At 53.8% G+C, this 21,160-nt stretch carries 18 protein-coding genes and 1 pseudogene; 7 read left to right on the forward strand and 12 right to left on the reverse strand.

The features are described 5' to 3' along the window. Nucleotides 1-19: 19 nt before the first annotated feature. Nucleotides 20-2,313, forward strand: a pseudogene (locus tag H0248_RS07595) (TonB-dependent siderophore receptor). A 72-nt stretch (nt 2,314-2,385) separates the two neighbouring features. Here the strand turns inward: H0248_RS07595 and H0248_RS07600 are convergent. Continuing rightward, a complete protein-coding gene (locus tag H0248_RS07600; RefSeq protein WP_039278378.1) occupies nt 2,386-2,697 on the reverse strand; it encodes an ArsR/SmtB family transcription factor in 312 nt (103 codons plus the stop codon). Between the two features lie 479 nt (nt 2,698-3,176). On the opposite strand from H0248_RS07600, the gene acnB reads away from it, so the two are divergent. Continuing rightward, complete coding sequence (acnB, locus tag H0248_RS07605; RefSeq protein ID WP_180785367.1) at nt 3,177-5,774, forward strand: bifunctional aconitate hydratase 2/2-methylisocitrate dehydratase; 2,598 nt, start codon at nt 3,177-3,179, stop codon at nt 5,772-5,774. A 224-nt stretch (nt 5,775-5,998) separates the two neighbouring features. After that, nucleotides 5,999-6,358: a protein YacL gene (gene yacL, locus H0248_RS07610; RefSeq protein ID WP_015841688.1), complete on the forward strand. Its 360-nt coding sequence runs from the start codon at nt 5,999-6,001 to the stop codon at nt 6,356-6,358. Nucleotides 6,359-6,458: 100 nt separating this feature from the next. Here yacL and fsa read toward each other — a convergent pair whose 3' ends face one another. The 4 genes from fsa to H0248_RS07630 are packed head-to-tail and all read right to left on the reverse strand — an operon-like array spanning nt 6,459 to nt 9,203. Next, complete coding sequence (gene fsa, locus H0248_RS07615; RefSeq protein ID WP_180785403.1) at nt 6,459-7,124, reverse strand: fructose-6-phosphate aldolase; 666 nt, start codon at nt 7,122-7,124, stop codon at nt 6,459-6,461. Nucleotides 7,125-7,175: 51 nt separating this feature from the next. Beyond that, nucleotides 7,176-8,435, reverse strand: a complete 1,260-nt coding sequence (locus tag H0248_RS07620; RefSeq protein ID WP_014916611.1) for a PTS ascorbate transporter subunit IIC — start codon at nt 8,433-8,435, stop codon at nt 7,176-7,178. A 14-nt stretch (nt 8,436-8,449) separates the two neighbouring features. Continuing rightward, on the reverse strand, nt 8,450-8,737 hold the full coding sequence (locus tag H0248_RS07625; RefSeq protein ID WP_010286822.1) for a PTS sugar transporter subunit IIB: 288 nt from the start codon (nt 8,735-8,737) through the stop codon (nt 8,450-8,452). 22 nt (nt 8,738-8,759) lie between these two features. After that, nucleotides 8,760-9,203, reverse strand: coding sequence for a PTS sugar transporter subunit IIA (locus H0248_RS07630; RefSeq protein ID WP_180785368.1), 444 nt, complete (start codon nt 9,201-9,203; stop codon nt 8,760-8,762). Between the two features lie 225 nt (nt 9,204-9,428). On the opposite strand from H0248_RS07630, the gene H0248_RS07635 reads away from it, so the two are divergent. Further along, a complete protein-coding gene (locus H0248_RS07635) occupies nt 9,429-10,619 on the forward strand; it encodes a LacI family DNA-binding transcriptional regulator (protein ID WP_180785369.1) in 1,191 nt (396 codons plus the stop codon). Nucleotides 10,620-10,664: 45 nt separating this feature from the next. Here H0248_RS07635 and H0248_RS07640 read toward each other — a convergent pair whose 3' ends face one another. From H0248_RS07640 to H0248_RS07665, 6 genes are all read right to left on the reverse strand, one after another. Next, nucleotides 10,665-11,354, reverse strand: a complete 690-nt coding sequence (locus H0248_RS07640) for an SDR family NAD(P)-dependent oxidoreductase (RefSeq protein WP_180785370.1) — start codon at nt 11,352-11,354, stop codon at nt 10,665-10,667. A 44-nt stretch (nt 11,355-11,398) separates the two neighbouring features. Continuing rightward, nucleotides 11,399-11,866 carry a YhcH/YjgK/YiaL family protein gene (locus tag H0248_RS07645; RefSeq protein WP_180785371.1) on the reverse strand — a complete coding sequence of 156 codons (468 nt, stop codon included), beginning with the start codon at nt 11,864-11,866 and terminating at the stop codon, nt 11,399-11,401. A gap of 62 nt (nt 11,867-11,928) precedes the next feature. Next, a complete protein-coding gene (locus H0248_RS07650) occupies nt 11,929-13,116 on the reverse strand; it encodes a sialidase family protein (protein ID WP_180785372.1) in 1,188 nt (395 codons plus the stop codon). Nucleotides 13,117-13,119: 3 nt separating this feature from the next. Continuing rightward, a complete protein-coding gene (locus H0248_RS07655; RefSeq protein WP_180785373.1) occupies nt 13,120-14,535 on the reverse strand; it encodes a sodium:solute symporter family protein in 1,416 nt (471 codons plus the stop codon). A gap of 37 nt (nt 14,536-14,572) precedes the next feature. Further along, a complete protein-coding gene (locus H0248_RS07660; protein WP_180785374.1) occupies nt 14,573-15,457 on the reverse strand; it encodes a dihydrodipicolinate synthase family protein in 885 nt (294 codons plus the stop codon). A gap of 66 nt (nt 15,458-15,523) precedes the next feature. Further along, the gene (locus H0248_RS07665) at nt 15,524-16,660 is read right to left on the reverse strand and encodes an iron-containing alcohol dehydrogenase (protein ID WP_180785375.1); all 1,137 of its coding nucleotides are present in this window, start codon (nt 16,658-16,660) and stop codon (nt 15,524-15,526) included. 235 nt (nt 16,661-16,895) lie between these two features. On the opposite strand from H0248_RS07665, the gene dtnK reads away from it, so the two are divergent. The 3 genes from dtnK to H0248_RS07680 all read left to right on the forward strand — a co-directional run bounded on the left by dtnK (nt 16,896) and on the right by H0248_RS07680 (nt 20,160). Then, nucleotides 16,896-18,224, forward strand: coding sequence for a D-threonate kinase (dtnK, locus tag H0248_RS07670; RefSeq protein ID WP_180785376.1), 1,329 nt, complete (start codon nt 16,896-16,898; stop codon nt 18,222-18,224). After that, entirely contained in the window at nt 18,217-19,197 is a 981-nt protein-coding gene (locus H0248_RS07675; protein ID WP_014916602.1) for a D-threonate 4-phosphate dehydrogenase, read from the forward strand. Before dtnK ends, H0248_RS07675 begins: the two co-directional genes overlap by 8 nt. A gap of 147 nt (nt 19,198-19,344) precedes the next feature. Next, complete coding sequence (locus H0248_RS07680; RefSeq protein ID WP_180785377.1) at nt 19,345-20,160, forward strand: DeoR/GlpR family DNA-binding transcription regulator; 816 nt, start codon at nt 19,345-19,347, stop codon at nt 20,158-20,160. 13 nt (nt 20,161-20,173) lie between these two features. Here H0248_RS07680 and H0248_RS07685 read toward each other — a convergent pair whose 3' ends face one another. After that, on the reverse strand, nt 20,174-21,160 hold the full coding sequence (locus H0248_RS07685; RefSeq protein ID WP_180785378.1) for an aldose epimerase family protein: 987 nt from the start codon (nt 21,158-21,160) through the stop codon (nt 20,174-20,176).

Here is a 21,160-nt window from a genome sequence, read left to right on the forward strand (position 1 = left end):
ACAGGGCAGGATAATTTTGATGAAACTACCACAATCGCGTCGTTATCTGGCGACGCTCATTGGCGTTAGCTGCGGGATGACGTCGTTTCTGAGCGCTGCGCAGACCTCGCCTTCAACGGAACCTGCCCCTCAGGTGCAGAATCAGGCCGAAAGTAAAGCATCGGGCGATACGATGGTGGTGACGGCCGCTGAGCAAACCCGTCAGGCTCCGGGCGTGTCGGTGATTACGGCTGAAGATATCAGTAAACGTCCGCCTGCTAACGATCTGTCCGATCTGATTCGCACCATGCCGGGCGTCAACCTATCCGGTAACTCAACCAGCGGCCAGCGCGGTAACAACCGCCAGATCGATATCCGCGGCATGGGACCGGAAAACACACTGATTCTGGTGGATGGCAAGCCCGTGTCGAGTCGTACAGCTGTGCGTTACGGCTGGCGCGGCGAGCGCGATACCCGTGGTGACACCAACTGGGTGCCTGCTGATATGGTCGAGCGCATTGAAGTGCTGCGCGGCCCAGCCGCGGCGCGCTATGGCAACGGCGCAGCGGGCGGTGTGGTTAACATCATCACCAAACAGCCGACGCAAGAATGGCACGGCACCTGGAATACCTTCCTGAACGCGCCGGAGCATAGTTCAGAAGGCGCAACCAAGCGTACCGATTTCAGCCTGATGGGCGGTCTGACTGACAGTCTGAGCTTCCGTCTGTTTGGTAATCTGAACAAAACCCAAGCTGATGCGCGCGATATTAACCAAGGGCATCAGTCCGCACGTGCGGGTAATCAGTCAGCTTCACTGCCTTCCGGGCGCGAAGGGGTGCGTAATAAAGATATCAACGGCCTGTTGCGTTGGGATATGACCAAGCAGCAGTCGCTGGAATTCGAAGCGGGTTCCAGCCGTCAGGGCAATATCTATGCGGGCGATTCGCAAAATACCAACACCAACCCGCTTGTCGTGAGTAATTATGGCAAGGAAACCAACCGCATGTACCGCCAGAACTTTGCGGTCACGCATCGCGGCTACTGGGACAGCGGCGTCAGTTCTACGTCGTATCTGCAATACGAACGCACGCACAATACCCGTATCCTTGAAGGACTGTCTGGCGGTTTAGAAGGGATTTTTGATACCACTAATCCGAACCAATATGGCACGATAAAACTGGATAATTTCACTGCGCACAATGAAGTGAATATTCCGCTTAATCTCTGGGTCGAGCAGGTACTCACGTTCGGGGTCGAGTGGAACGAGCAGAAGATGACGGATCCGGTTTCGAACACGCAGACGACAACCGAAGCGGGAAGCGTAGGTTCACTGAGCAGCAGTGGCCGCAGTGAGAAATCCGCCGCTCGTCTGGCTTCCGCTTTCGTGGAAGATAACGTCCAACTGACGGACAGTACCATGTTGACGCCGGCGTTACGTGTCGATCATCACAGCACGGCAGGCACCAACTGGAGCCCGTCGCTCAACCTGTCGCAGGAGCTGGGTGACGATTACACTCTGAAGTTAGGTATCGCTCGTGCTTACAAAGCGCCGAATCTGTATCAGACTAACGAGAATTATCTCCTCTATAGCCGTGGACAGGGCTGTTCTGGCGGCACCTCTTGCTACCTGATCGGTAATGAAGACCTGAAGGCGGAAACCAGCCTGAATAAAGAGATTGGTCTGGAGTTTCACCGTGATGGGTTGATCGCGGGCATCACCTACTTCCACAACGATTACCGTAACAAAATTGAAGCAGGCAACAATGTTATCGGTAAAGCGGTAGGCGGAACCAATGCCCAATATGCTAATGCCAACATCTTCCAGTGGGGCAATGTACCGAAAGCCGTTATTCAGGGACTGGAAGGTAACCTGACCGTTCCTGTCACGGAAAGCATCAACTGGCGTAACAACCTGACCTGGATGCTGGAATCGAAAAATAAAACCACAGGCGATTATCTGTCGATTACGCCGGAGTTTACCCTGAACTCATCTGTGGACTGGCAGGCAACGGAGAACCTTTCCTTCCTGGCCGATGTGACCTGGTATGGTCGCCAGAAGCCGAAGAAATATAACTACAAAGGTGAGCGCGTAACGGGTGCGCAACCAATGAGTTAAGCCCTTATGCGCTATTCGGGTTAAGCAGTACCTATAAGTTTAACAAGAACCTGAGCGTGACCGGTGGTGTCGATAACCTGTTTGATAAACGCCTGTTCCGCGCGGGTAATGCGCAGGATGTGGTGAACAATAACGTGGTTACCATTGCGGGTGCCGGTGCGGCAACCTATAACGAACCGGGACGGACTTTCTTTGTCAGCGTGAATACGTCGTTCTAAGTTTTATCTCCGTCATACTGAATCGCGAACGCCACGGTGCCATTGTGCCGTGGCGTTTTTTTATTGCAGTTATCAGGGACAGAAAATGCCTTTTAAGGTGGCGACGATTTTTTCCACGTCCTGATTTTCGATGCGGTAGTACAGCGTTTGTGATTCGCGCCGATAGCTAATCAACCCTTCTTCACGCATTTTTGCCAGATGCTGCGAGAGGGCAGACTGGCTCAGCGGGATGTGTTCAAGCAGCGTACCAACCGACATTTCACCGTGCTCGATAAGCAGACAAAGCACTAGTAGCCTGTTCTCGTTGCCAATCGCGCGCAGCATAGCCGCTGCTTTTGCTGCACCGTCCTGCATGAATTCTCGATCCGAATCGCTTAACGTCATGTTCCTACCATCCTGCATAACTGACTAATTTAGTGATACCTAATATATTGAGCTTATCATATCCTCGGCTTCGAGCGAGATAGTGTTCCGTACCCGCCACATTCACTTTTCCCGACTCTATTTCGAACATTCTGATTATCGCTACGCCATCAAACGATGATTAATCGCGCTATGTTGTTAAAAACTTACCTATTATGTGGTTAACTCAGCATAGTTAGTGTGTGCCGTCAGGGACATGCTATTCTGCTGATGTCGGCATTTTTCAGCGATAATGAAATTGGGCACATAGCATAGTTGAATAAAAATTAATGTTGCTATTATGTGAACGAATTAACAATCAATTCAAATCCTGATATGCTGACGAGGCTGGACCGGACACTCTACTACCTTACATCCACACGCTGACACCCAGGCATGGACACCACAATTGGGAACAAGAGCGCCGGCATAATGAAGACAATGAGAGCGAGGAGAACGTCGTGCTAGAAGAATATCGTAAGCACGTAGCCGAGCGGGCTGCGCAGGGGATTGTTCCTAAACCGTTAGATGCCACGCAGATGGCCGCGCTGGTTGAGTCACTCAAGAATCCCCCGGCAGGCGAAGAAGAAGCATTGCTTGATCTGCTGATTAATCGCGTCCCTCCCGGTGTTGATGAAGCCGCCTATGTGAAGGCCGGTTTTTTGGCTGCCGTCGCTAAAGGCGAAGCCACTTCCCCCTTGGTTAGCCAGGAAAAAGCGGTTGAGCTGCTGGGTACCATGCAGGGTGGGTATAACATCCATCCGCTGATTGATGCGTTAGACAACGACAAACTGGCACCGATTGCCGCCGAAGCGCTGTCTCATACGCTGCTGATGTTTGATAACTTCTACGATGTGGAAGAAAAAGCGAAAGCAGGCAATGCGCACGCCAAGAAAGTGATTCAATCCTGGGCTGATGCCGAGTGGTTCCTGTCCCGCCCGAAACTGGCGGAAAAAATTACCGTTACCGTCTTTAAAGTCACCGGTGAAACCAACACGGATGACCTGTCTCCGGCGCCTGATGCCTGGTCACGCCCTGACATCCCGCTGCACGCGCTGGCGATGCTGAAAAACGCCCGTGAAGGTATCGATCCCGATCAACCTGGCGCCGTGGGCCCGATCAAACAAATCGAAGAACTGAATAAGAAAGGCTTCCCGCTGGCTTACGTCGGCGACGTTGTCGGTACCGGTTCGTCGCGTAAATCGGCAACCAACTCCGTACTGTGGTTCATGGGCGAAGATATTCCTTATGTCCCGAACAAACGCGGTGGTGGTGTGGTACTGGGCGGTAAGATCGCCCCGATCTTCTTCAACACCATGGAAGATGCCGGCGCGCTGCCGATCGAAGTGGATGTGAACGATCTGAATATGGGCGATGTGATCGACATTTACCCGTATGAAGGCGAAGTACGCCGCCACGACACCAATGAAGTGCTGGCGACGTTTGCGCTGAAGACCGATGTATTGCTGGATGAAGTGCGTGCCGGTGGCCGTATTCCACTGATCATCGGCCGCGGTCTGACGTCCAAAGCGCGTGAGTCACTGGGCTTGCCGCACAGCGATGTGTTCCGTATTTCCAAAGCGGTTGAAGCCAGCAAAAAAGGCTTCTCGCTGGCGCAGAAAATGGTGGGCCGTGCCTGTGGCGTCGCGGGCATTCGCCCTGACGAATACTGCGAACCGAAGATGACCTCTGTAGGTTCACAGGATACTACCGGGCCGATGACCCGTGATGAGCTGAAAGACCTGGCCTGTCTGGGCTTCTCCGCCGATCTGGTGATGCAGTCATTCTGTCACACCGCGGCCTATCCGAAGCCGGTTGATGTGACCACGCACCACACGCTGCCTGATTTCATCATGAACCGTGGTGGCGTCTCACTGCGTCCGGGCGATGGGGTTATCCACTCCTGGCTGAACCGTATGCTGCTGCCGGATACCGTTGGTACGGGTGGTGACTCCCATACTCGTTTCCCAATCGGTATTTCTTTCCCTGCGGGCTCCGGTCTGGTGGCGTTTGCTGCCGCGACGGGCGTGATGCCGCTGGATATGCCGGAATCCGTTCTGGTACGTTTCAAAGGCAAAATGCAGCCGGGCATTACTCTGCGCGATCTGGTTCACGCCATCCCGCTGTATGCCATCAAGCAGGGCCTGCTGACCGTTGAGAAGAAAGGTAAGAAGAACATCTTCTCCGGTCGTATTCTGGAAATCGAAGGTCTGCCGGATCTGAAAGTCGAGCAGGCGTTTGAACTGACCGACGCCTCGGCGGAACGTTCTGCGGCTGGCTGTACGATCAAGCTGGATAAAGCGCCGATCATCGAGTATCTGAACTCCAACATCGTGCTGCTGAAGTGGATGATCTCCGAAGGCTACGGCGATCGCCGTACGCTGGAGCGTCGTATTCAGGGCATGGAAAAATGGTTGGCCGATCCACAACTGCTGGAAGCGGATGCCGATGCCGAGTACGCCGCGGTGATCGACATCGATCTGGCTGATATCAAAGAGCCGATCCTGTGTGCGCCAAACGATCCAGACGATGCGCGCTGGTTGTCTGATGTGCAGGGCGAGAAGATTGATGAAGTCTTCATCGGTTCCTGTATGACCAACATCGGGCACTTCCGTGCGGCAGGTAAACTGCTGGATAGCCACAAAGGCCAGCTGCCGACCCGCCTGTGGGTTGCGCCGCCGACCAAGATGGATGCGGCACAGCTGACCGAAGAAGGTTACTACAGCGTGTTTGGTAAGAGCGGAGCACGTATCGAGATCCCTGGCTGCTCGCTGTGTATGGGTAACCAGGCGCGGGTAGCGGATGGTGCGACGGTCGTTTCTACCTCGACGCGTAACTTCCCGAACCGTTTGGGCACCGGTGCCAACGTGTATCTGGCGTCTGCTGAGCTGGCTGCGGTCGCTTCTCTGCTGGGTCGCCTGCCGACGTCAGAAGAGTACCAGACCTACATGTCGCAGGTGGATAAAACCGCGCAGGACACCTATCGCTATCTGAATTTTGACCAGTTAGGTCAATATACCGAGAAAGCCGATGGCGTGATCTTCCAGACGACTGTCTAACTCGCTATAGTTCGCATCTCTACACCGAAGGAGGCCTTGTGCCTCCTTTTTTTCTGCCTGTTTTCATACTTCACGTTGTCTGTTCGCTGGCCATTGGCTGCGGGTATTGTGCATCTGCAATATCAATGGTGCATCTGCAACATCAAAGGTGAAGGTGCGTCACGACGGTAGGGCGCATAGGCGACTAAACTGAACAGAAGAAACATCACAGTGAGGATGGCATCATGGACTATGAATTTTTGCGGGATGTGACGGGCCAGGTCATCGTTCGTATGTCGATGGGACATGAAGCGATCGGGCACTGGTTCAATGAAGAAGTAAAAGGCCAGCTAACGGTATTGACTGATGTTGAAGAAGCGGCGCGCTCTGTTGCGGGCAGTGAGCGGCAGTGGCGGCGCGTAGGTCATGAATATACGCTGTCGCTGGATGAAGAAGAAGTGATGGTGCAGGCAAATCAGCTGTCTTTTACCACGGATGAGCTGGAAGAAGGCATGAGTTATTACGACGAAGAGAGCCTGTCTTTATGCGGTCTGGATGATTTTCTGACGCTGGTGGAAAAGTACCGCGAGTTCGTCCTGCATTGATGCTTTTTGGCAACACGACCGCATTTGGCAATGCGATCGTGTTGAGAACACGGTTATGTTGGACACACCACCCGACAGGCGGGTGGTGTTTTGCCATCAGTCAGCCGAGATCGGCATGACCGAAACGTGCCTGCCAGTCATGATCGAACCGGTTAAGGGCATCGTCAACCGCGGGGTCTTGCAGGAACAGCTCGGCGACGGCAGGGTCAACGGTAATCGCCCGACACCCGGCCAGCAGACAGTCCAGAACCTGACGTGGCGTCCTAAAGCTGGCTGCCAGCACCTGAGTTTGCGGGCTGTGCAGGTTAATCAGGGTTTGCAGCTCTTTCACCAGCGCAATCCCATCGCCACCCTGTGCATCAATACGGTTGACGTAAGGCGCGATATAGCGAGCCCCCGCCAGCGCGGCATAAAACCCTTGCCCCGCACCGTAGACGGCGGTGCCGAGGGTGGGAACATCCAGCGCCGTTAATCGCTTAATTGCCACTAAACCTGCATGCGTCACTGGCACTTTGACGACCAGAGAAGGAATGACATCTCTGAGCTTCAGCGCTTCTTCCACCATCACGTCAGGATCGCGTGCCATCACCTGAGCAAACAGCTGTCCTTCCGTGCCGATAACGGCCTGCATCTCCCGCAGCACGGTATAAATATCGGCTTTTCCGCGTGCGACAATACTCGGGTTGGTGGTCACGCCTTTAATCGGTAACACGCCAGCAAGCCGTTCTACTGCGGCCACATCAGCCGTATCTAAATAGAATTCCATCATTGCCTCCGTAAACTAAAACTGGTGTCGGGTGAGATTCATCATGCGGGCTTAGCGCACGATGATGCCCAGCAGAATCCCCACCGCGCCGAAATCGGAATCACTGAACGTGGTGTTTGCCAGTCCGATACTGCCCAATACTGGCAGCAGGAAAACAGGCAGGAAGGTAATCAGCAGTCCGTTGGCGAAAGAACCTAAAATCGCGCCGCGACGCCCACCGGTGGCGTTACCAAAGACCCCGGCCGCTGCGCCGACGAAGAAGTGCGGCACCACGCCAGGGATGATCACCGTCATACCCAACAGGTAGAGCAGCACCATACCGATCACCCCAGCCGCAAAGCTGCTCAGGAAACCAACCAGAACGGCATTCGGGGCATAGGGGAAGACAACGGGGCAATCTAATGCCGGTTTAGCATTGGGAACCAGTTTGTCAGAAATGCCTTTAAACGCGGGCACGATTTCCGCAATCACCATCCGCACGCCTTGCAGCACGATGTACACGCCGGCAGCAAAGGTAATGGATTGAATCAGCGAAAACATGAACCAGTTTTTCCCACCGGCGTTCATCGTTTTCACCGCTTCAGGGCCGGCAAACAGACAGGTGAAAATGAAGATGAAAAACATGGTAAAGGCGATGGCGACCGGCGTATCACGCAGGAACAGCAGGCTCTTCGGCACTTCCATGTCTTCGGTTGATTTCTCTTTATTACCAAACTTGCTGCCGATAAACGCTGACAGCAGCTGTGATATCGCAGAGAAGTGACCAAAGGCGACGTCATCCGAGCCTGTGACTTTCTTCATATACGGGTGAATAATGGCAGGGAACAGCACCATCGATACCCCGACGACCAGCGACCCAACGGTAATCAGCATCACCCCTTTCATGCCTGCTGTTGCCAGAATCACCGCAACCATCATCGACATAAACAGCGTGTGGTGGCCAGTCAGGAAAATGTATTTCCACGGTGTAAAGCGGGCGATCGCGATGTTAATGACCATCGCAAAGAACATGATCATCGCCATCTCGGTGCCGAAGTTCTTCTGTGCTACCGCGACAATGGCTTCATTGTTCGGTACCACACCGGCGATACCAAACGCATGGTGGAAAATCTGGGCGAAATCCCCCAGCGAGGACACGATCAGGCTCGCGCCCGCCCCGAGGATCAGGAAGCCCATTACGGTTTTCACCGTGCCCTTGATGCATTCCGTGGCCGGTTTTTTCTGTGCAATCAGGCCGATAAGCGCAATCAAACCGACCAATATGGACGGTTCAGACAGCACATCACTCATTAAAAAACGGAAGAATTCCATTTTTGATCCCTCGCTTATAACGCGCCAAGTTCTGTCAGGGCGACCGACAGGCGCTCTTTCATCGCCACTTTATCGATCATGTTATTTAGGGACACAATTTTCCCCCCCACTGCCTGCGCGACGAGTTGATCGGCAATGTCTTTGGTTCCGACAAAAATGTCGCTGTCCGTACCTTTCGCCGAACCTAAATCCACGTGGTCCACGTCAGCAACCACGCCGAGTTCTTTAACGATGTTTTTAATGCTCATTTCCATCATCAGGCTGGTACCCAGGCCGTTACCGCATACGACTGTAATTTTCATAATCTGTGTCCTCTGGTGGCAATTAATAACGAGAAATAACGGAAAGCACCTGTTCTACTTCCGTCGCGTTAATTAACGCGGCGACGTCATCAGGCGTGTCGAACAACTGAGCGAGCTGTGAAATAATATCGATATGGCTATTGCTGTCCGTGGCGGCCAGAACGATCAGTAAATGTACGGGATCGTTGCCTTCGGAATGGAAAACCACGCCGTCGCGAATCAGTGTCAGGCTGACGGCAAGTTGGTTCACGCCGTCTTCCGGGCGTGCATGCGGCATGGCAATCCCCGGGCCGACGACATAGTAAGGACCGATAGCCTCATGAGAGTGGTAGATCGCTTCAACATAGGTGGGTTCAATCGACCTGTTATCCAATAAAGGCTTACAGGACAAGGCGATAGCGTGACGCCAGTCATCACAGGCAGGTAAAATCTGAACAACGTCTGGTGTTAGTAAAGTGTTAAGCATTAGAGTCACCTCTGTATCATTCTGAACGCAGGATAGTGTGCCGTCCTCGAAAATAATGTGATTAACATCTAAAAAGATAGCGCTAACTGATATGACTATCATTAACTGTGACCTGCTTAGCACAAGCGGGGCGTTCGCCCTTCACGCTAGCCTGAAGGCAATGATGTAATAGGCTGTTATCGCGACCATGCGATGAGAAAAATGACGAATGGAGAGGAAGTGAGCATGCGTAAGCGTCGTAGTACCGGTAAGGTTACGCTACAGGATGTCGCCGACTACGCGGGCGTCGGGACGATGACGGTATCGCGCGTGATGCGCAAACCCGATCTGGTCTCTGAGAAGTTACGCAGCAAAGTGGAACTGGCCGCCAGAACATTGGGCTATGAACCCAATCAAGAAGCCAGCCAGCTTACCGAAAGTACAAGTCGCGTCACGCTACAGGACATTGCGAACCATGCTGGTGTCGGCGCGATGACGGTGTCCCGCGCATTGAGGGAGCCAGGACTGGTCTCCGATGCCACACAGAAGAAAATCAATGATGCGATAAAAACGCTGGGCTATGTACCGAACCAGGCCGCAGGCGCCTTGGCGTCAGCCTATCAGCCCGCTATTGCGGTGCTTTATCCTTTTCAGCAAGATCGCGCCAGCGTGCGTTTTGTGCAGGCGCTGCAACAGGCAGTGGGTAAGCATAACGTTTCGTTAATCATGGGCTGCCATGAATATCGCCAGCATACCGAAGCGGGAATGGTGGAAAAACTCTTGCAGCAGCGTCCTGCCGCACTGGTGTTATTCAGTGCGCAACTCTCACAACGTACTCAGGACATCATACAGGCCAGCAACGTCATTACGGTGAATGTGTCCGGCGCAGCCGCGCTGAGTGCAAACATCAATATTGATATCGCCCTTGCCGAAGCGGCGGAACAACTGACGAGGTCTTTGCTGGAAAAGGGGTATCGTCATGTGGCTTATATCGGCGCGCATACGGATAACCGTTTGCAAAAACAGCAGTTGAACGGCTGGAATAAAGCCATGCTGGTGCATTATCACAATGCGGATTTGAAAATTACGATCCCGGAAGCTCCCAGCCTACAGTTTGGCCGCTATGCGATGACGGAGCTGCTACAAAACCAGCCGGAACTGGATGCGATTATCTGTAGCCATGAAGAAATTGCGTTGGGCGCGCTCTTTGAATGCCAACGCCGTCTGATGAAAGTTCCTTACGATCTGGCGATTGCCTGTCTGGATGGTTCTGAACAATGCGAACACGCGTTTCCCGCGCTGACTGCGATGCGGCTTGATTATGAAAAGCTGGGCGCGGAGGTCGGGCGTCTGGTGCTTGCCATGATGGACAACGACGAGCATCCACCGGTAGTGGAAAAAGTGAAGTTTATCTTTGAACCCCGCGCCAGCAGCTAACTAAACCGGCCTGCGGGGCCGGTTTAGCAAGGAAATCACGATGAATTACAGCGAGGCACCGCCGCACATCACCAACTGCTGGCCGGTAATGGCTGCGGCAGATGGGGAGAGCAGGTAACCCACCAGATCGGCCACTTCTTGCGGCCGGATGAAACGCCCAATCGGTGGCAGCTTCGGCGGAGAACTCTGGCGGCCCGGCATCGTCAGCATCGGCGTTTCTGTGGCACCCGGTGCGACAATGTTTACCGTAATGCCGCGCGGAGCCAGTTCCGCTGCCCAGCTTCTTGCCATGCCGATCATCGCGGATTTTGTCGTGACGTACTGGCTGCGCCCCGCGGAGCCGCTGGATGTACGGCTGCCCAGCAGCACAATTCGGCCACCTTGCGGCAGCTTATCGACCAGACGGTCGGCGAGCACCTGCGCCGCGTTGATATGCAATCGCCATAGCGTTTCACCGTCTTCCAGCGAAAGCTGACCGAGCGGAGCGGCTTTCATGATGCCCGCGGCATGGATGACGGCATCGACCTGCGTCATCTCGTCCAGAATGGCCGTCAGCGCGGATGTATCCATGATATCCACCGCACGGTGGGTAAAGTGTGGATGTGAATAATCACCCAGCTTGCGCGACAGGCCGGTTACCCGCCAGCCTTCCGCCAGTAATTTTTGTGCGATGGCGGCACCGATCCCTGAGCTGCTACCGGTAATCAGGGCGTGTTTGGGGGCTGTCGCTGACATGTGTCTCCTTAATCAAACTTAACGGCTTTGATGCCCATTCTGAATCACAACAACGTGACGGGGATTTTAAACACGGCTTTTTTGACCGGAGCAGGGCTGTCGTTAATGGCACACAGCGCCTGATGGGCTTCGCCCGGATAAAACGTGACGAAGTCGCCTGCCCGCAGATGGATCTGATGTGGCACCTGTGGGTTATCCAGAATATAAAGATCCGGTTTACGCTCGGTCGCGGGCTGACCATGCACATCATTCAGACCGTAGCCGATAATCTCCTCACCTTCCAGAATCAACTGAATATCGAGATAGTTGCTGTGAAATTCGGTATGTCGCGTGGCGCGCGGTGCGGTGTTCACGGTGCCGATGTTGTAGAACCATTCGGCCCCTTCCGGCTGATAGCGGCCTTCGGGCAGCGCATTCAGTTCAGCTAACGACATGCCGGGTGCGGATAGAATGGTCCATAGCGCTTCAGGCAGCGTAGCGAGTTTGAGGGTGTTGAGGTTTCCTGCAATCATAATAGTGTCCTGAAGGTAGCGGGGGAGCGCCCCCCGCTGACAAAGAGAAAAAGTAGCGTGGTTTAGTTCGCTTTGACCCACTCCTCACTCACCACGACGTGCTTGATCGCCTGACGGAAGTAGGTGAACGCAACGTGCAACTTACCGTCCTGCGCTTGTTTAACGCTGGGGTAAGAGAACTCGCGGTTCAGCTTCTCCGTGGAGTTATTGGTCATGCAGTAGCCGTCGCCCACTTCGATATTACGCTGCCATGGCCAGCTTTTACCGCCGTCTTCCGAAATGGCGAGCGTCATCGGCGCGCGTGGGGCACCCCAGAAGGCGCTACGACCACCGGCTTGCACTTCCGGCATTTTGGCATTGCTGGCTTTGTCTTCTTCATCCTCGATTTCATCGTACAGCGACAGACGGCGTTCGGTGGCATCGGCGGCGCTCATATGGTTGAACACCAGCGCCAGATGGCCATTCTCCAGCGTCGTCACCTGAATGGACGAGTTGTTGTTCGGCAACTCGGTCGGCACGGGATCCGACCAGGTTTTACCGCCATCCGTTGAACGGCTTTGGTAGATGAAATCCGCCCAGCGGCTACGGTACAGCGCCAGCAGCGTGCTGTCCTTCAGCGGGGTGATGTTCATATGCACGCAGCCCGTGCTGTTCGGCACTGGATATTCCTGCCAGGTTTTCCCCTGATCGCTGGAAATTTTTACGGCGCTGTCATCATCGTTGCCGACCCATTTTTCACCCGGCTGAACGCGGCAGTAGAACACCGGCAGCAGCCAGTCACCGTTTGCCAGCACGGTGATAGGCTGGCGGATGAACGTTCCCGGCTGATCGAGCAGCGTGCCAATCTCGCCCCAGGTTGCGCCCAAATCCGTAGACTGGCGGTAGCGCACAATGGCGGTGTCCTGATTACCGGATTTCTGCGCGGTATACAGCAGCCACAGGACGTTATCCGGCGCGAGGAACAGAACCGGGTTCTGTTCGGAACGCGTGGCATCTTCAGACAGCTTAACGGCTTTAGTCCAGCTATCGCTGCCTTTCACCAGGCGGGACATATAGATAGAGATATCCGCAATCCCTTCCTGTGTACCACCAAACCAGACGCACAGCACATCGCCGTTCGGCAGATGGAGCAGGTTGGCCGCATGATTCTGCGGGCATTCCGATGGAATGTAGGCATCCAGACGCGCGGCATCGCCTTCTGCGTGATGAACTTTTCCGCTACGTTCCACGGTAATGGTTTCGCTACTCATGACTCAGGCTCCTGATTTATTTTCAGTTTGAGAAACTTTAATTTTGTGTGCTTTGTTCGGAATCATGCGGTCGATCAGCATGACGATAGCCGGAGTAATCAACGCGACGTACATATTATCGATACCGTACGGGTTGCCGAGAATATACCAAACAGAGGTGGCGACGCAGGCTGATATCAGGCTGGCATTCGCGCCTCGGGTGCTGTTAAAGAACGGCAGATAGAAGGCAATGATGGCGACCACCGAGATAGAAAGGCGGATGGCTCGGGTAAAGAATGACAGCTTGAGAACTTCAGGCACCAGTAAAACGAAGATCAATGGCAGGAAGCCGATGATGAGCGAGAATACGCGCGTCATCTTCATTTCTTTTTCTGGTGTTGGGTTGTAATACGGAACATAAAAGTCTTTAACAATCAGTGAAGCAATCGCCAGTGCGACGGTACTCACGCTGATGAAGATAGACGCGACCAGTGACGTCGTAACCAGACCGGCAACCCATGGATTCATATCTTGTAGAAAAATCGGCATAGCGTAGAGGCTTTTGATTTCTGGGTGAGCAAACTTCGCTGCAACACCGATGACCGCAATAGCAATTGCGATAGGCATACAGAAAAAGAAAGCAACCCAGGTTGCGCGTTTGGCTGATTTTGCACTGCTGGTTGAAGAGATGGCCTGAATCACGAACTGGGTACAGAAGATGGAACCGATGGTGCCAATCAACCAAGCAAAGATAGTGCTGGCCCCGATGTTACCGTCCCATGTCCAGTAGTAATCCGGCATTTGTTCGATCATCGGGGTAATGCCGCCGGTCATTTTCAATGCGACGTACAGGATGATCATCACACCAATGTATTTGATGGCACTGTGAATCAGGGTGACGTAAGCCACGCCTTTTAAACCACCAAAGTAGAAATAGAAGGTACTGACGATCGCCGTGATCAGTGCGGCGACGGGCAGAGAAATCTTCAACACTGTAGAGATTGCGGCTGCACCGCTGACGTAGTTGCCCACGTTTACCAACAGTAGAGCGTAGATCATGATGATCGAAATGATATTTTTGGTACTTGTACCGTATTTCTCGGCGATAGCACCAGAAATAGTCAATTTGCCGGTGTTATAAATTTTCTTAACCAGAATCATACCGAACAAAAGAAAGCCGATCGCGGCACCAATTACTGACCATGAGGCGGCGATGCCGTTTTCAAAGGCAGACTGTGCCGTACCGACCGTCGATTTGGCGCCGATGAATTCGGTCATCAGCAAAACACCGACGATAAATGCCGGTAGCGCACGCGATCCTTCCATGAACTCAGCGTTTGATTTACTGCGTAGTTTGAGCGTTAACCAAGAGGTAAACGCGATATAAAACACTATCATCCCAATGATGATGAGGGTATCGGTGAAGTCAAAATGGTTCATATCTTCTCGGCCTTAAATGGAAATTGATATTTCTCTGTTACTGCGAGAATTGATTAAGGATGTTGCGGATGTTGTCTTCATCCTGTGCGGAAAACTGGATTGGATAGCGGCTGACGCCGACATCTTCACCCATGATCGCCAGCGCTTTTTTCACCACAGCCGGTGAGAACGCGATGGCGTACAGTGTCTTACGCAACTCGGCAACCTGTTCTTGTGCCTGACGGGAGCCTTCGATGTCACCGGCGTGGAAACGATGCCAAATCTGGCTGATCGGTTCCGGAGCCACGTTAGCCAGCCCGGAAATACAGGCGGAGCAGCCGTCAACAAAGCCCTGGTGAATGAGCGAGTCTGTGCCATTCAATATGTTAAAGCCCTGTACACCTTTCACCGCTTGCACATAACCGCTCAGGCTTTCATAGCTGCCTGCGCTGTCTTTAATGCCGATGATGTTCGGGTGATCCGCCAGCGTGCGGACGGTTTCCGGCGCCAGCGTATTCCCCGTGCGTGCAGGAATGTTGTAGAGAAACACCGGCACAGTCAGCGCATCGGCGACGGCGGTGTAATGGGCGATCAGTTCTTCCTGTTTGAGTGGGATGAAATACGGGGTGATGACCGAAACGGCATCAACACCCAGCGCGGCGATGCGCTTGCCGAGCTTGATGGTTTCCCGCGTGGATATTTCACCGATATGGCCGACAACCGGCACTTTTCCGGCAACTTCATCAACGCAGGTTTCCGTGACGGCAACTTTCTCATCGGTGTGTAGAACGAAAAACTCACCGTTGGTGCCGTTACAGAAAATACCGTTGCCATAGCGCATCTGGCGCTGAACCTGAAGACGCATAGCAGCGGGATTAAATTCGCCTTGGTTATCAAACGGCGTGACGATGGCGGTCAGGACGCCGGTAATATTTTTACGCATTGTTCTTCCTCGTGACACGTAATCAAAAAGATGAAAATTTAAAACCGTTTTGCCTAAATCCGCGCTTTAAAAGAGGGTCAGATAAACCTCGCGGACGTCGTCAGCGCTGACCTGTGTTGGCACGTTTTTCATCAGGCGTTGAACCTGTAAGGCGGCATCAACCAGATACGGCAGGTGGTCTTTTTCCACGCCAAGCTGCTGTAAGGTGTTAGGCAGGTTGAGGCGTTTAACCAACTCGCTGAAGTAGGTCACCAGCGCTTGCGCTTTTTCCGCTGTACTGAGCGTCAGATCGGCATCCGGCAGCAGGTCATACGCCTGTGCGAATTTCTCCTGTGCGGCGTCCTGCACGAAACGCATGCAAGGGGCGAGCAGGATGGCGTTCGCTACGCCGTGTGGGATGTGGTACTTGCCGCCCAGCGGGTAAGACATGGCGTGAACCAGATGTGTACCGGAGTGGGCAATGGCGGCACCGCCGTAGTAGGACGCCCACAGCATGTTCAGCTTGGCTTCCATATTGCTCTGCTCGCGCACGGAGGTTTCGAGGTTGGCAAACAGCTTTTTCAGGCCAATCAGCGCGTAGTTGTCGCTGACCGGGTTGGCAATCGTTGAGGTGAAGCATTCAATCAGGTGGCAGAGCGCATCGATACCGGTTGAAGCGGCGATATGTGACGGCATGCTGATGGTCAGCTCCGGCACCAGCGCAACATAGTCCGGCAGCATCACTGGCGTAATAATGCCGACTTTGGTCTCTTTTTCCGGGATCGCCAGAATGGCATTCGGCGTGGCTTCTGAGCCGGTTCCTGCGGTGGTCGGGATAAGCAGGGATGTCGTGCGGCGCGTCGGTTTCTCTCCCGCCAGCAGGCTATCCAGCGTGACGGTTTCATCGCCCGCGCACAGTACGGAAAGCAGTTTGGCGACGTCCAGTACGCTGCCGCCGCCCACGCCGATGACCAGATCGGTCTGGATTTGGTTGAGCTGGCTCAGTATCTGTGCCACGTCGTGCTGGCTTGGTTCGGCAGGAACATGATCAACCAACAGAACCTGCGGAACGGCGTGCTTAACTTGTGCGATCAGCGCCTGAACGTCAGGCAGCCCGACGATGTTTTTGTCGGTGACAAATAAAACGTGCTGTTTCCCTGCCAACAGGTGACTAATGTCCTGAAGTACCCGGTAACCGCTGAGGATAGTGCTATTGATATTCATGCTTATTACCTTGCCTTTTCTCTTCTTCGCCAGAGCGTTATCGCGATGATAATGGTTGCGATGGTGATTACTTTCAGTCAAATGGAATGGTTTTAGTCACTGCTAAACGCCATTTGCCACATCGTGGTGATAATTTATAGGTGAAATTCCTTTTAAATAATTTGATATTGCTCACATATAATCAAATGTGATTCAATATAATCATTATCAGGTAATCATGAACCGGGGATGAGGTATGCCAAACGTGCAGCAATCAGCAGAACAGGTATTAGTGGTCGCTGATGACTTTACGGGTGCCAATGATGCGGGCGTCGGTCTGGCGCAGCATGGCGCGCGGGTTAGCGTCGTCTTTGACGTTAATAAACTGCACGCGGATTTACTGGGCGATGCGGTGGTGATCAACACCGATAGCCGTGCGGCGCGTGACGACGTGGCGTCTCAACGTACCGCAGAAGCGGTTGCAGCCTGGCACGCCGCTGGCGGACAAGGCTGGATTATCAAGAAGATTGATTCGACGCTGCGTGGGAATTTGGGGGCGGAAATCGCCGCCGCGCTGTCTGCGGCAGCCGTGCCCGTTGCGCTGATTGCCGCGGCGTCGCCGACGCTGGGGCGTGTGACCCGCAAAGGTGAAGTCTGGGTGAATGGTCGCCTGCTTACCGACACGGAGTTTGCCAGCGATCCCAAAACGCCGGTGACCTCCGCTTCTATCGCTGCCCGTCTGGCAGAACAAACCGCGTTACCTGTGGCGGAGATACACCTTGATGACGTCCGTCAGGCTAATTTAGCCCACCGTTTGCAGCAGCTGGCGGACGAGGGCGTGCGTCTGATTATTCTTGATACGGACGTGCAGGACGATCTGACACATATCGTTGATGCCGCCAGAAAGTTGCCGTTTCGCCCCTTGCTGGTCGGCTCGGCGGGGCTGAGCGAAGCGCTGGCGAATACGCAGAATTTTACGCGTAAAACCGAAAAGCCGCTGCTGGCTGTCGTCGGGTCGATGAGCGACATCGCTCAAAAACAGATTGCGGCCGTCAGGCTGCGCAGCGATGTCACGCTGGTTGATATTGATATCAACGCACTCTTTTCAGCCGAGTCATCCACCGTCATGGCATCCCAGTGTGAGGACGCGGTGAAGGCGCTGATGAGCGGTAATCACTGCATTATTCGCACCTGTCATAACGAAAATCAGCGCTTCGAGATCGACGCGCGGTGCCAGCAGCTTGGGCTTAGCCGACAGCAGCTTGGCGAAACGATCAGCCACTATCTGGGGGAACTTACGCGCAATATTGTTCAGGCGCTAGACAGCCTGACGGCGGGCAGCGCTAACCAGCGTCTGCCGGGCGGACTGTATTTATCCGGTGGTGACATTGCGATTGCCGTGGCAACCGCACTGGGCGCGACCGGCTTTCAGATTAAGGGGCAAATCGCATCCTGTGTGCCCTGGGGATACCTGCTGAACAGCGTTGTCGGCACGACCCCTGTGATGACTAAAGCGGGGGGTTTTGGCAACGAAACTACTTTGCTCGACGTTTTACGTTTTATTGAGGAGAAGGTCAGTGAGTAAAATTATTGCGGTAACGATGGGTGATCCGGCAGGGATTGGACCGGAAATTATTATCAAGTCGCTGGCCGAAGGCGAGCTTTCCGGCGCATCTGCTGTGGTGGTGGGCTGTGTACAGACTATGCGACGTATTCTGGCGCTGAATATCGTGCCAGCCGTAGAGCTGAAAATCATTGATAAACCGGCTGACGCGGTCTTCGCGCCGGGCGTAATCAACATGATTGATGAGCCGCTGGAAGATCCTCAGGCACTGAAGCCTGGCGTTGTTCAGGCGCAGGCGGGCGATTTGGCTTACCGCTGCATCAAGAAAGCGACCGAACTGGCGATGGCGGGTGAAGTCCATGCGATTGCCACCGCACCGCTGAATAAAGAAGCGCTGCACTCGGCGGGCCACCTCTATCCGGGCCACACCGAACTGCTAGCGAAGCTGACCAACAGCCGCGACTATGCGATGGTGCTGTATACCGATAAGTTGAAGGTGATCCATGTTTCAACACACATCGCGCTGCGTAAATTCCTGGACACGCTGAACCGCGATCGCGTGGAAACGGTGATCGACATGGCGGATGTCTTCCTCAAGCGCGTTGGTTTTACCCACCCGCGTATCGCCGTTGCTGGGGTTAACCCGCATGCGGGCGAGAATGGCCTGTTTGGTGATGAAGAGATCAAAATTGTGTCGCCATCGGTGGAAGCCATGAAGGCCAAAGGCATTGATGTGTATGGCCCATGCCCGCCGGATACCGTCTATCTACAGGCGTATGAAGGCCAGTACGACATGGTGGTGGCGATGTATCACGATCAGGGGCACATTCCGCTGAAGCTGCTGGGCTTCTATGATGGGGTGAATATCACCGCCGGATTGCCGTTCATCCGTACGTCTGCTGACCACGGCACGGCGTTTGATATTGCCTGGACGGGTAAAGCGAAGTCAGAAAGTATGGCGATCTCTATCCAGCTCGCCATGCAGCTGGCCTGATTGGCGGTAACCCATCACGGTTGATAGCACGGTTTTTGTAAGCGAATAAAACGCGATACAGCACGCATTGCAGGATATCTTCCTTCCCGCGTTCGGGAAGGTTTCTGGTATCCTGCAATAAAGAATAGAGAGTTTAACAACCGCAAGATGGATATCGCCGTGGATCCTACATTAACTGATGCTTTCCGCATGAGCGGGGATAAAGTAAGAGGCCAGAGTCGTCTTGATCAGATTATGGATTATCTGAAAAGCCATAATCTGGTGACAGTCGATGAACTGGTGTCCGTGATCGACGCTTCTCCGGCGACGATCCGTCGTGATTTAATCAAGTTGGATGAGCAGGGCGTGATTAGTCGCAGTCATGGCGGTGTGACGCTCAATCGTTTTATTCCTTCCCAGCCGACCACGAATGAGAAATTACAACGCAGTCTTCAGGAAAAGCAGGCGATAGCGCGCTATGCCGCAACGCTAGTCAAACCGGGCAGCGCGGTGGTGCTGGATGCAGGAACGACCATGCTGGAGCTGGCGCGAAACCTGACGCATCTGCCGCTGCGCGTGATTACCGCCGATCTGCAAATTGCGCTGTTCCTGTCTGAGTTCAAGCAGATCGAAGTGACGATTATCGGTGGACGTATTGATGACAGCAGCCAGTCCTGCATCGGCGAACACGGCCGCCGTCTGTTGCGCAGCATTTATCCCGATATTGCGTTTATCAGCTGTAACTCATGGAGTCTGGATAAAGGCGTCACCACGCCGACGGAAGAGAAAGCGGGCGTAAAACAAGATCTTGGCGCGAATGCCAGTCGCCGGATACTGCTGGCCGACAGCAGCAAATACGGCGCGTACTCACTGTTCTGCGTCACGCCGCTGTCAGCGCTGACCGATATCATCACCGACAGCGCGTTAGCGTTTGAGGTGCAGCAGCAGCTCAACGCACAACCTTATCAACTGCATCTTGTTTAAGCATGTTTACCGTTTAAGCGGGCTGACAATGTAGCTGGTAATCAATCTTCAGTGGGTTTTCCGGCGTTATTTGTTGGTTGGTCGCATAACCTTGCGCGGCGATAGGATTTTCCTTGAGACTTTTGGGGCCAAGATCCCAGGCCGAACAAATGGGTTCAACCCCCAAACAGCGGTTTCGCCCATTCCAGGGTGCATAAGCACGGCCACCATTGCTAAACCACAGCAAGCAGTGAGGAAGCGACTGCGTGTCCCAACGCAGCGTGACGCGGTGCTGTTGTGCTGGATAATGCAGACTGATGGCTGATACTGGGCTCAGTAGCTGGACGATTTCTTCCGTGGCTTCTGCTAATGGAAGCCGTTGCAGATTCATCACATTGCCTGATACCGTTGGCACAGTAGCAAGGCTGTTGAACCTTGCCAAGGGGCGTAATTGGCTGATGCCTGGCTCCGGTGCTTCGGGGTACACCAGCCCACTTTGCATGTTTTCTGCCGTTAAAATGACATCTCCTGCGTCATTGCCGATGGGAAAGATGGGATGTAGGCCGATAGGAAAACGGCATTCTCGGCGCGCTTCAACAATCAGTCGAAAACAGGCCCTTCCATCGTCTTGCAACGTTACTTCACGCGTTAAGCGTGTGAGCGGAAAATCCTCAGCAAACAGAAACTGGAGCTGAATGACGTTTTCTTTCTGAGATGTAACCTGCCATTCACCGTTAACAGGCAAACCATGTGAAGCATGATGAAAAAAGCCCTCACCATCCTGTGAACTATGGCCAAATGGGACGGCCACCCACTCTCCCGCGAGGCGCTGCATTAATGGCGGAAGATTGGCACAGGCTGCTACATCATCCAGCCAAGGGGCGCGGTAGAGCACTTCTCGGGGCGGCAGAACGGATGTCTTGTAACGTAGCGAAGTCAAAATGCCACCCGCCGTACTCAGCGTGGCAGCAAGTTGGCCATCATGGCTGGTCAAAGAGAACAGGTGGGGTTGTGAAGGCAT

The organism is Pectobacterium brasiliense (genome assembly GCF_013449685.1).
Taxonomy (GTDB): Bacteria; Pseudomonadota; Gammaproteobacteria; order Enterobacterales; family Enterobacteriaceae; genus Pectobacterium; species Pectobacterium brasiliense_A.

Coding starts and splice junctions, on each gene's coding strand:
- H0248_RS07600 (WP_039278378.1), bottom strand. CDS start 2,697: ATGACGTTAAGCGATTCGGATCGAGAATTCATGCAGGACGGTGCAGCA.
- yacL (WP_015841688.1), top strand. CDS start 5,999: ATGGACTATGAATTTTTGCGGGATGTGACGGGCCAGGTCATCGTTCGT.
- fsa (WP_180785403.1), bottom strand. CDS start 7,124: ATGGAATTCTATTTAGATACGGCTGATGTGGCCGCAGTAGAACGGCTT.
- H0248_RS07620 (WP_014916611.1), bottom strand. CDS start 8,435: ATGGAATTCTTCCGTTTTTTAATGAGTGATGTGCTGTCTGAACCGTCC.
- H0248_RS07625 (WP_010286822.1), bottom strand. CDS start 8,737: ATGAAAATTACAGTCGTATGCGGTAACGGCCTGGGTACCAGCCTGATG.
- H0248_RS07630 (WP_180785368.1), bottom strand. CDS start 9,203: ATGCTTAACACTTTACTAACACCAGACGTTGTTCAGATTTTACCTGCC.
- H0248_RS07635 (WP_180785369.1), top strand. CDS start 9,429: ATGCGTAAGCGTCGTAGTACCGGTAAGGTTACGCTACAGGATGTCGCC.
- H0248_RS07640 (WP_180785370.1), bottom strand. CDS start 11,354: ATGTCAGCGACAGCCCCCAAACACGCCCTGATTACCGGTAGCAGCTCA.
- H0248_RS07645 (WP_180785371.1), bottom strand. CDS start 11,866: ATGATTGCAGGAAACCTCAACACCCTCAAACTCGCTACGCTGCCTGAA.
- H0248_RS07650 (WP_180785372.1), bottom strand. CDS start 13,116: ATGAGTAGCGAAACCATTACCGTGGAACGTAGCGGAAAAGTTCATCAC.
- H0248_RS07655 (WP_180785373.1), bottom strand. CDS start 14,535: ATGAACCATTTTGACTTCACCGATACCCTCATCATCATTGGGATGATA.
- H0248_RS07660 (WP_180785374.1), bottom strand. CDS start 15,457: ATGCGTAAAAATATTACCGGCGTCCTGACCGCCATCGTCACGCCGTTT.
- H0248_RS07665 (WP_180785375.1), bottom strand. CDS start 16,660: ATGAATATCAATAGCACTATCCTCAGCGGTTACCGGGTACTTCAGGAC.
- dtnK (WP_180785376.1), top strand. CDS start 16,896: ATGCCAAACGTGCAGCAATCAGCAGAACAGGTATTAGTGGTCGCTGAT.
- H0248_RS07680 (WP_180785377.1), top strand. CDS start 19,345: ATGGATATCGCCGTGGATCCTACATTAACTGATGCTTTCCGCATGAGC.
- H0248_RS07685 (WP_180785378.1), bottom strand. CDS start 21,160: ATGCCTTCACAACCCCACCTGTTCTCTTTGACCAGCCATGATGGCCAA.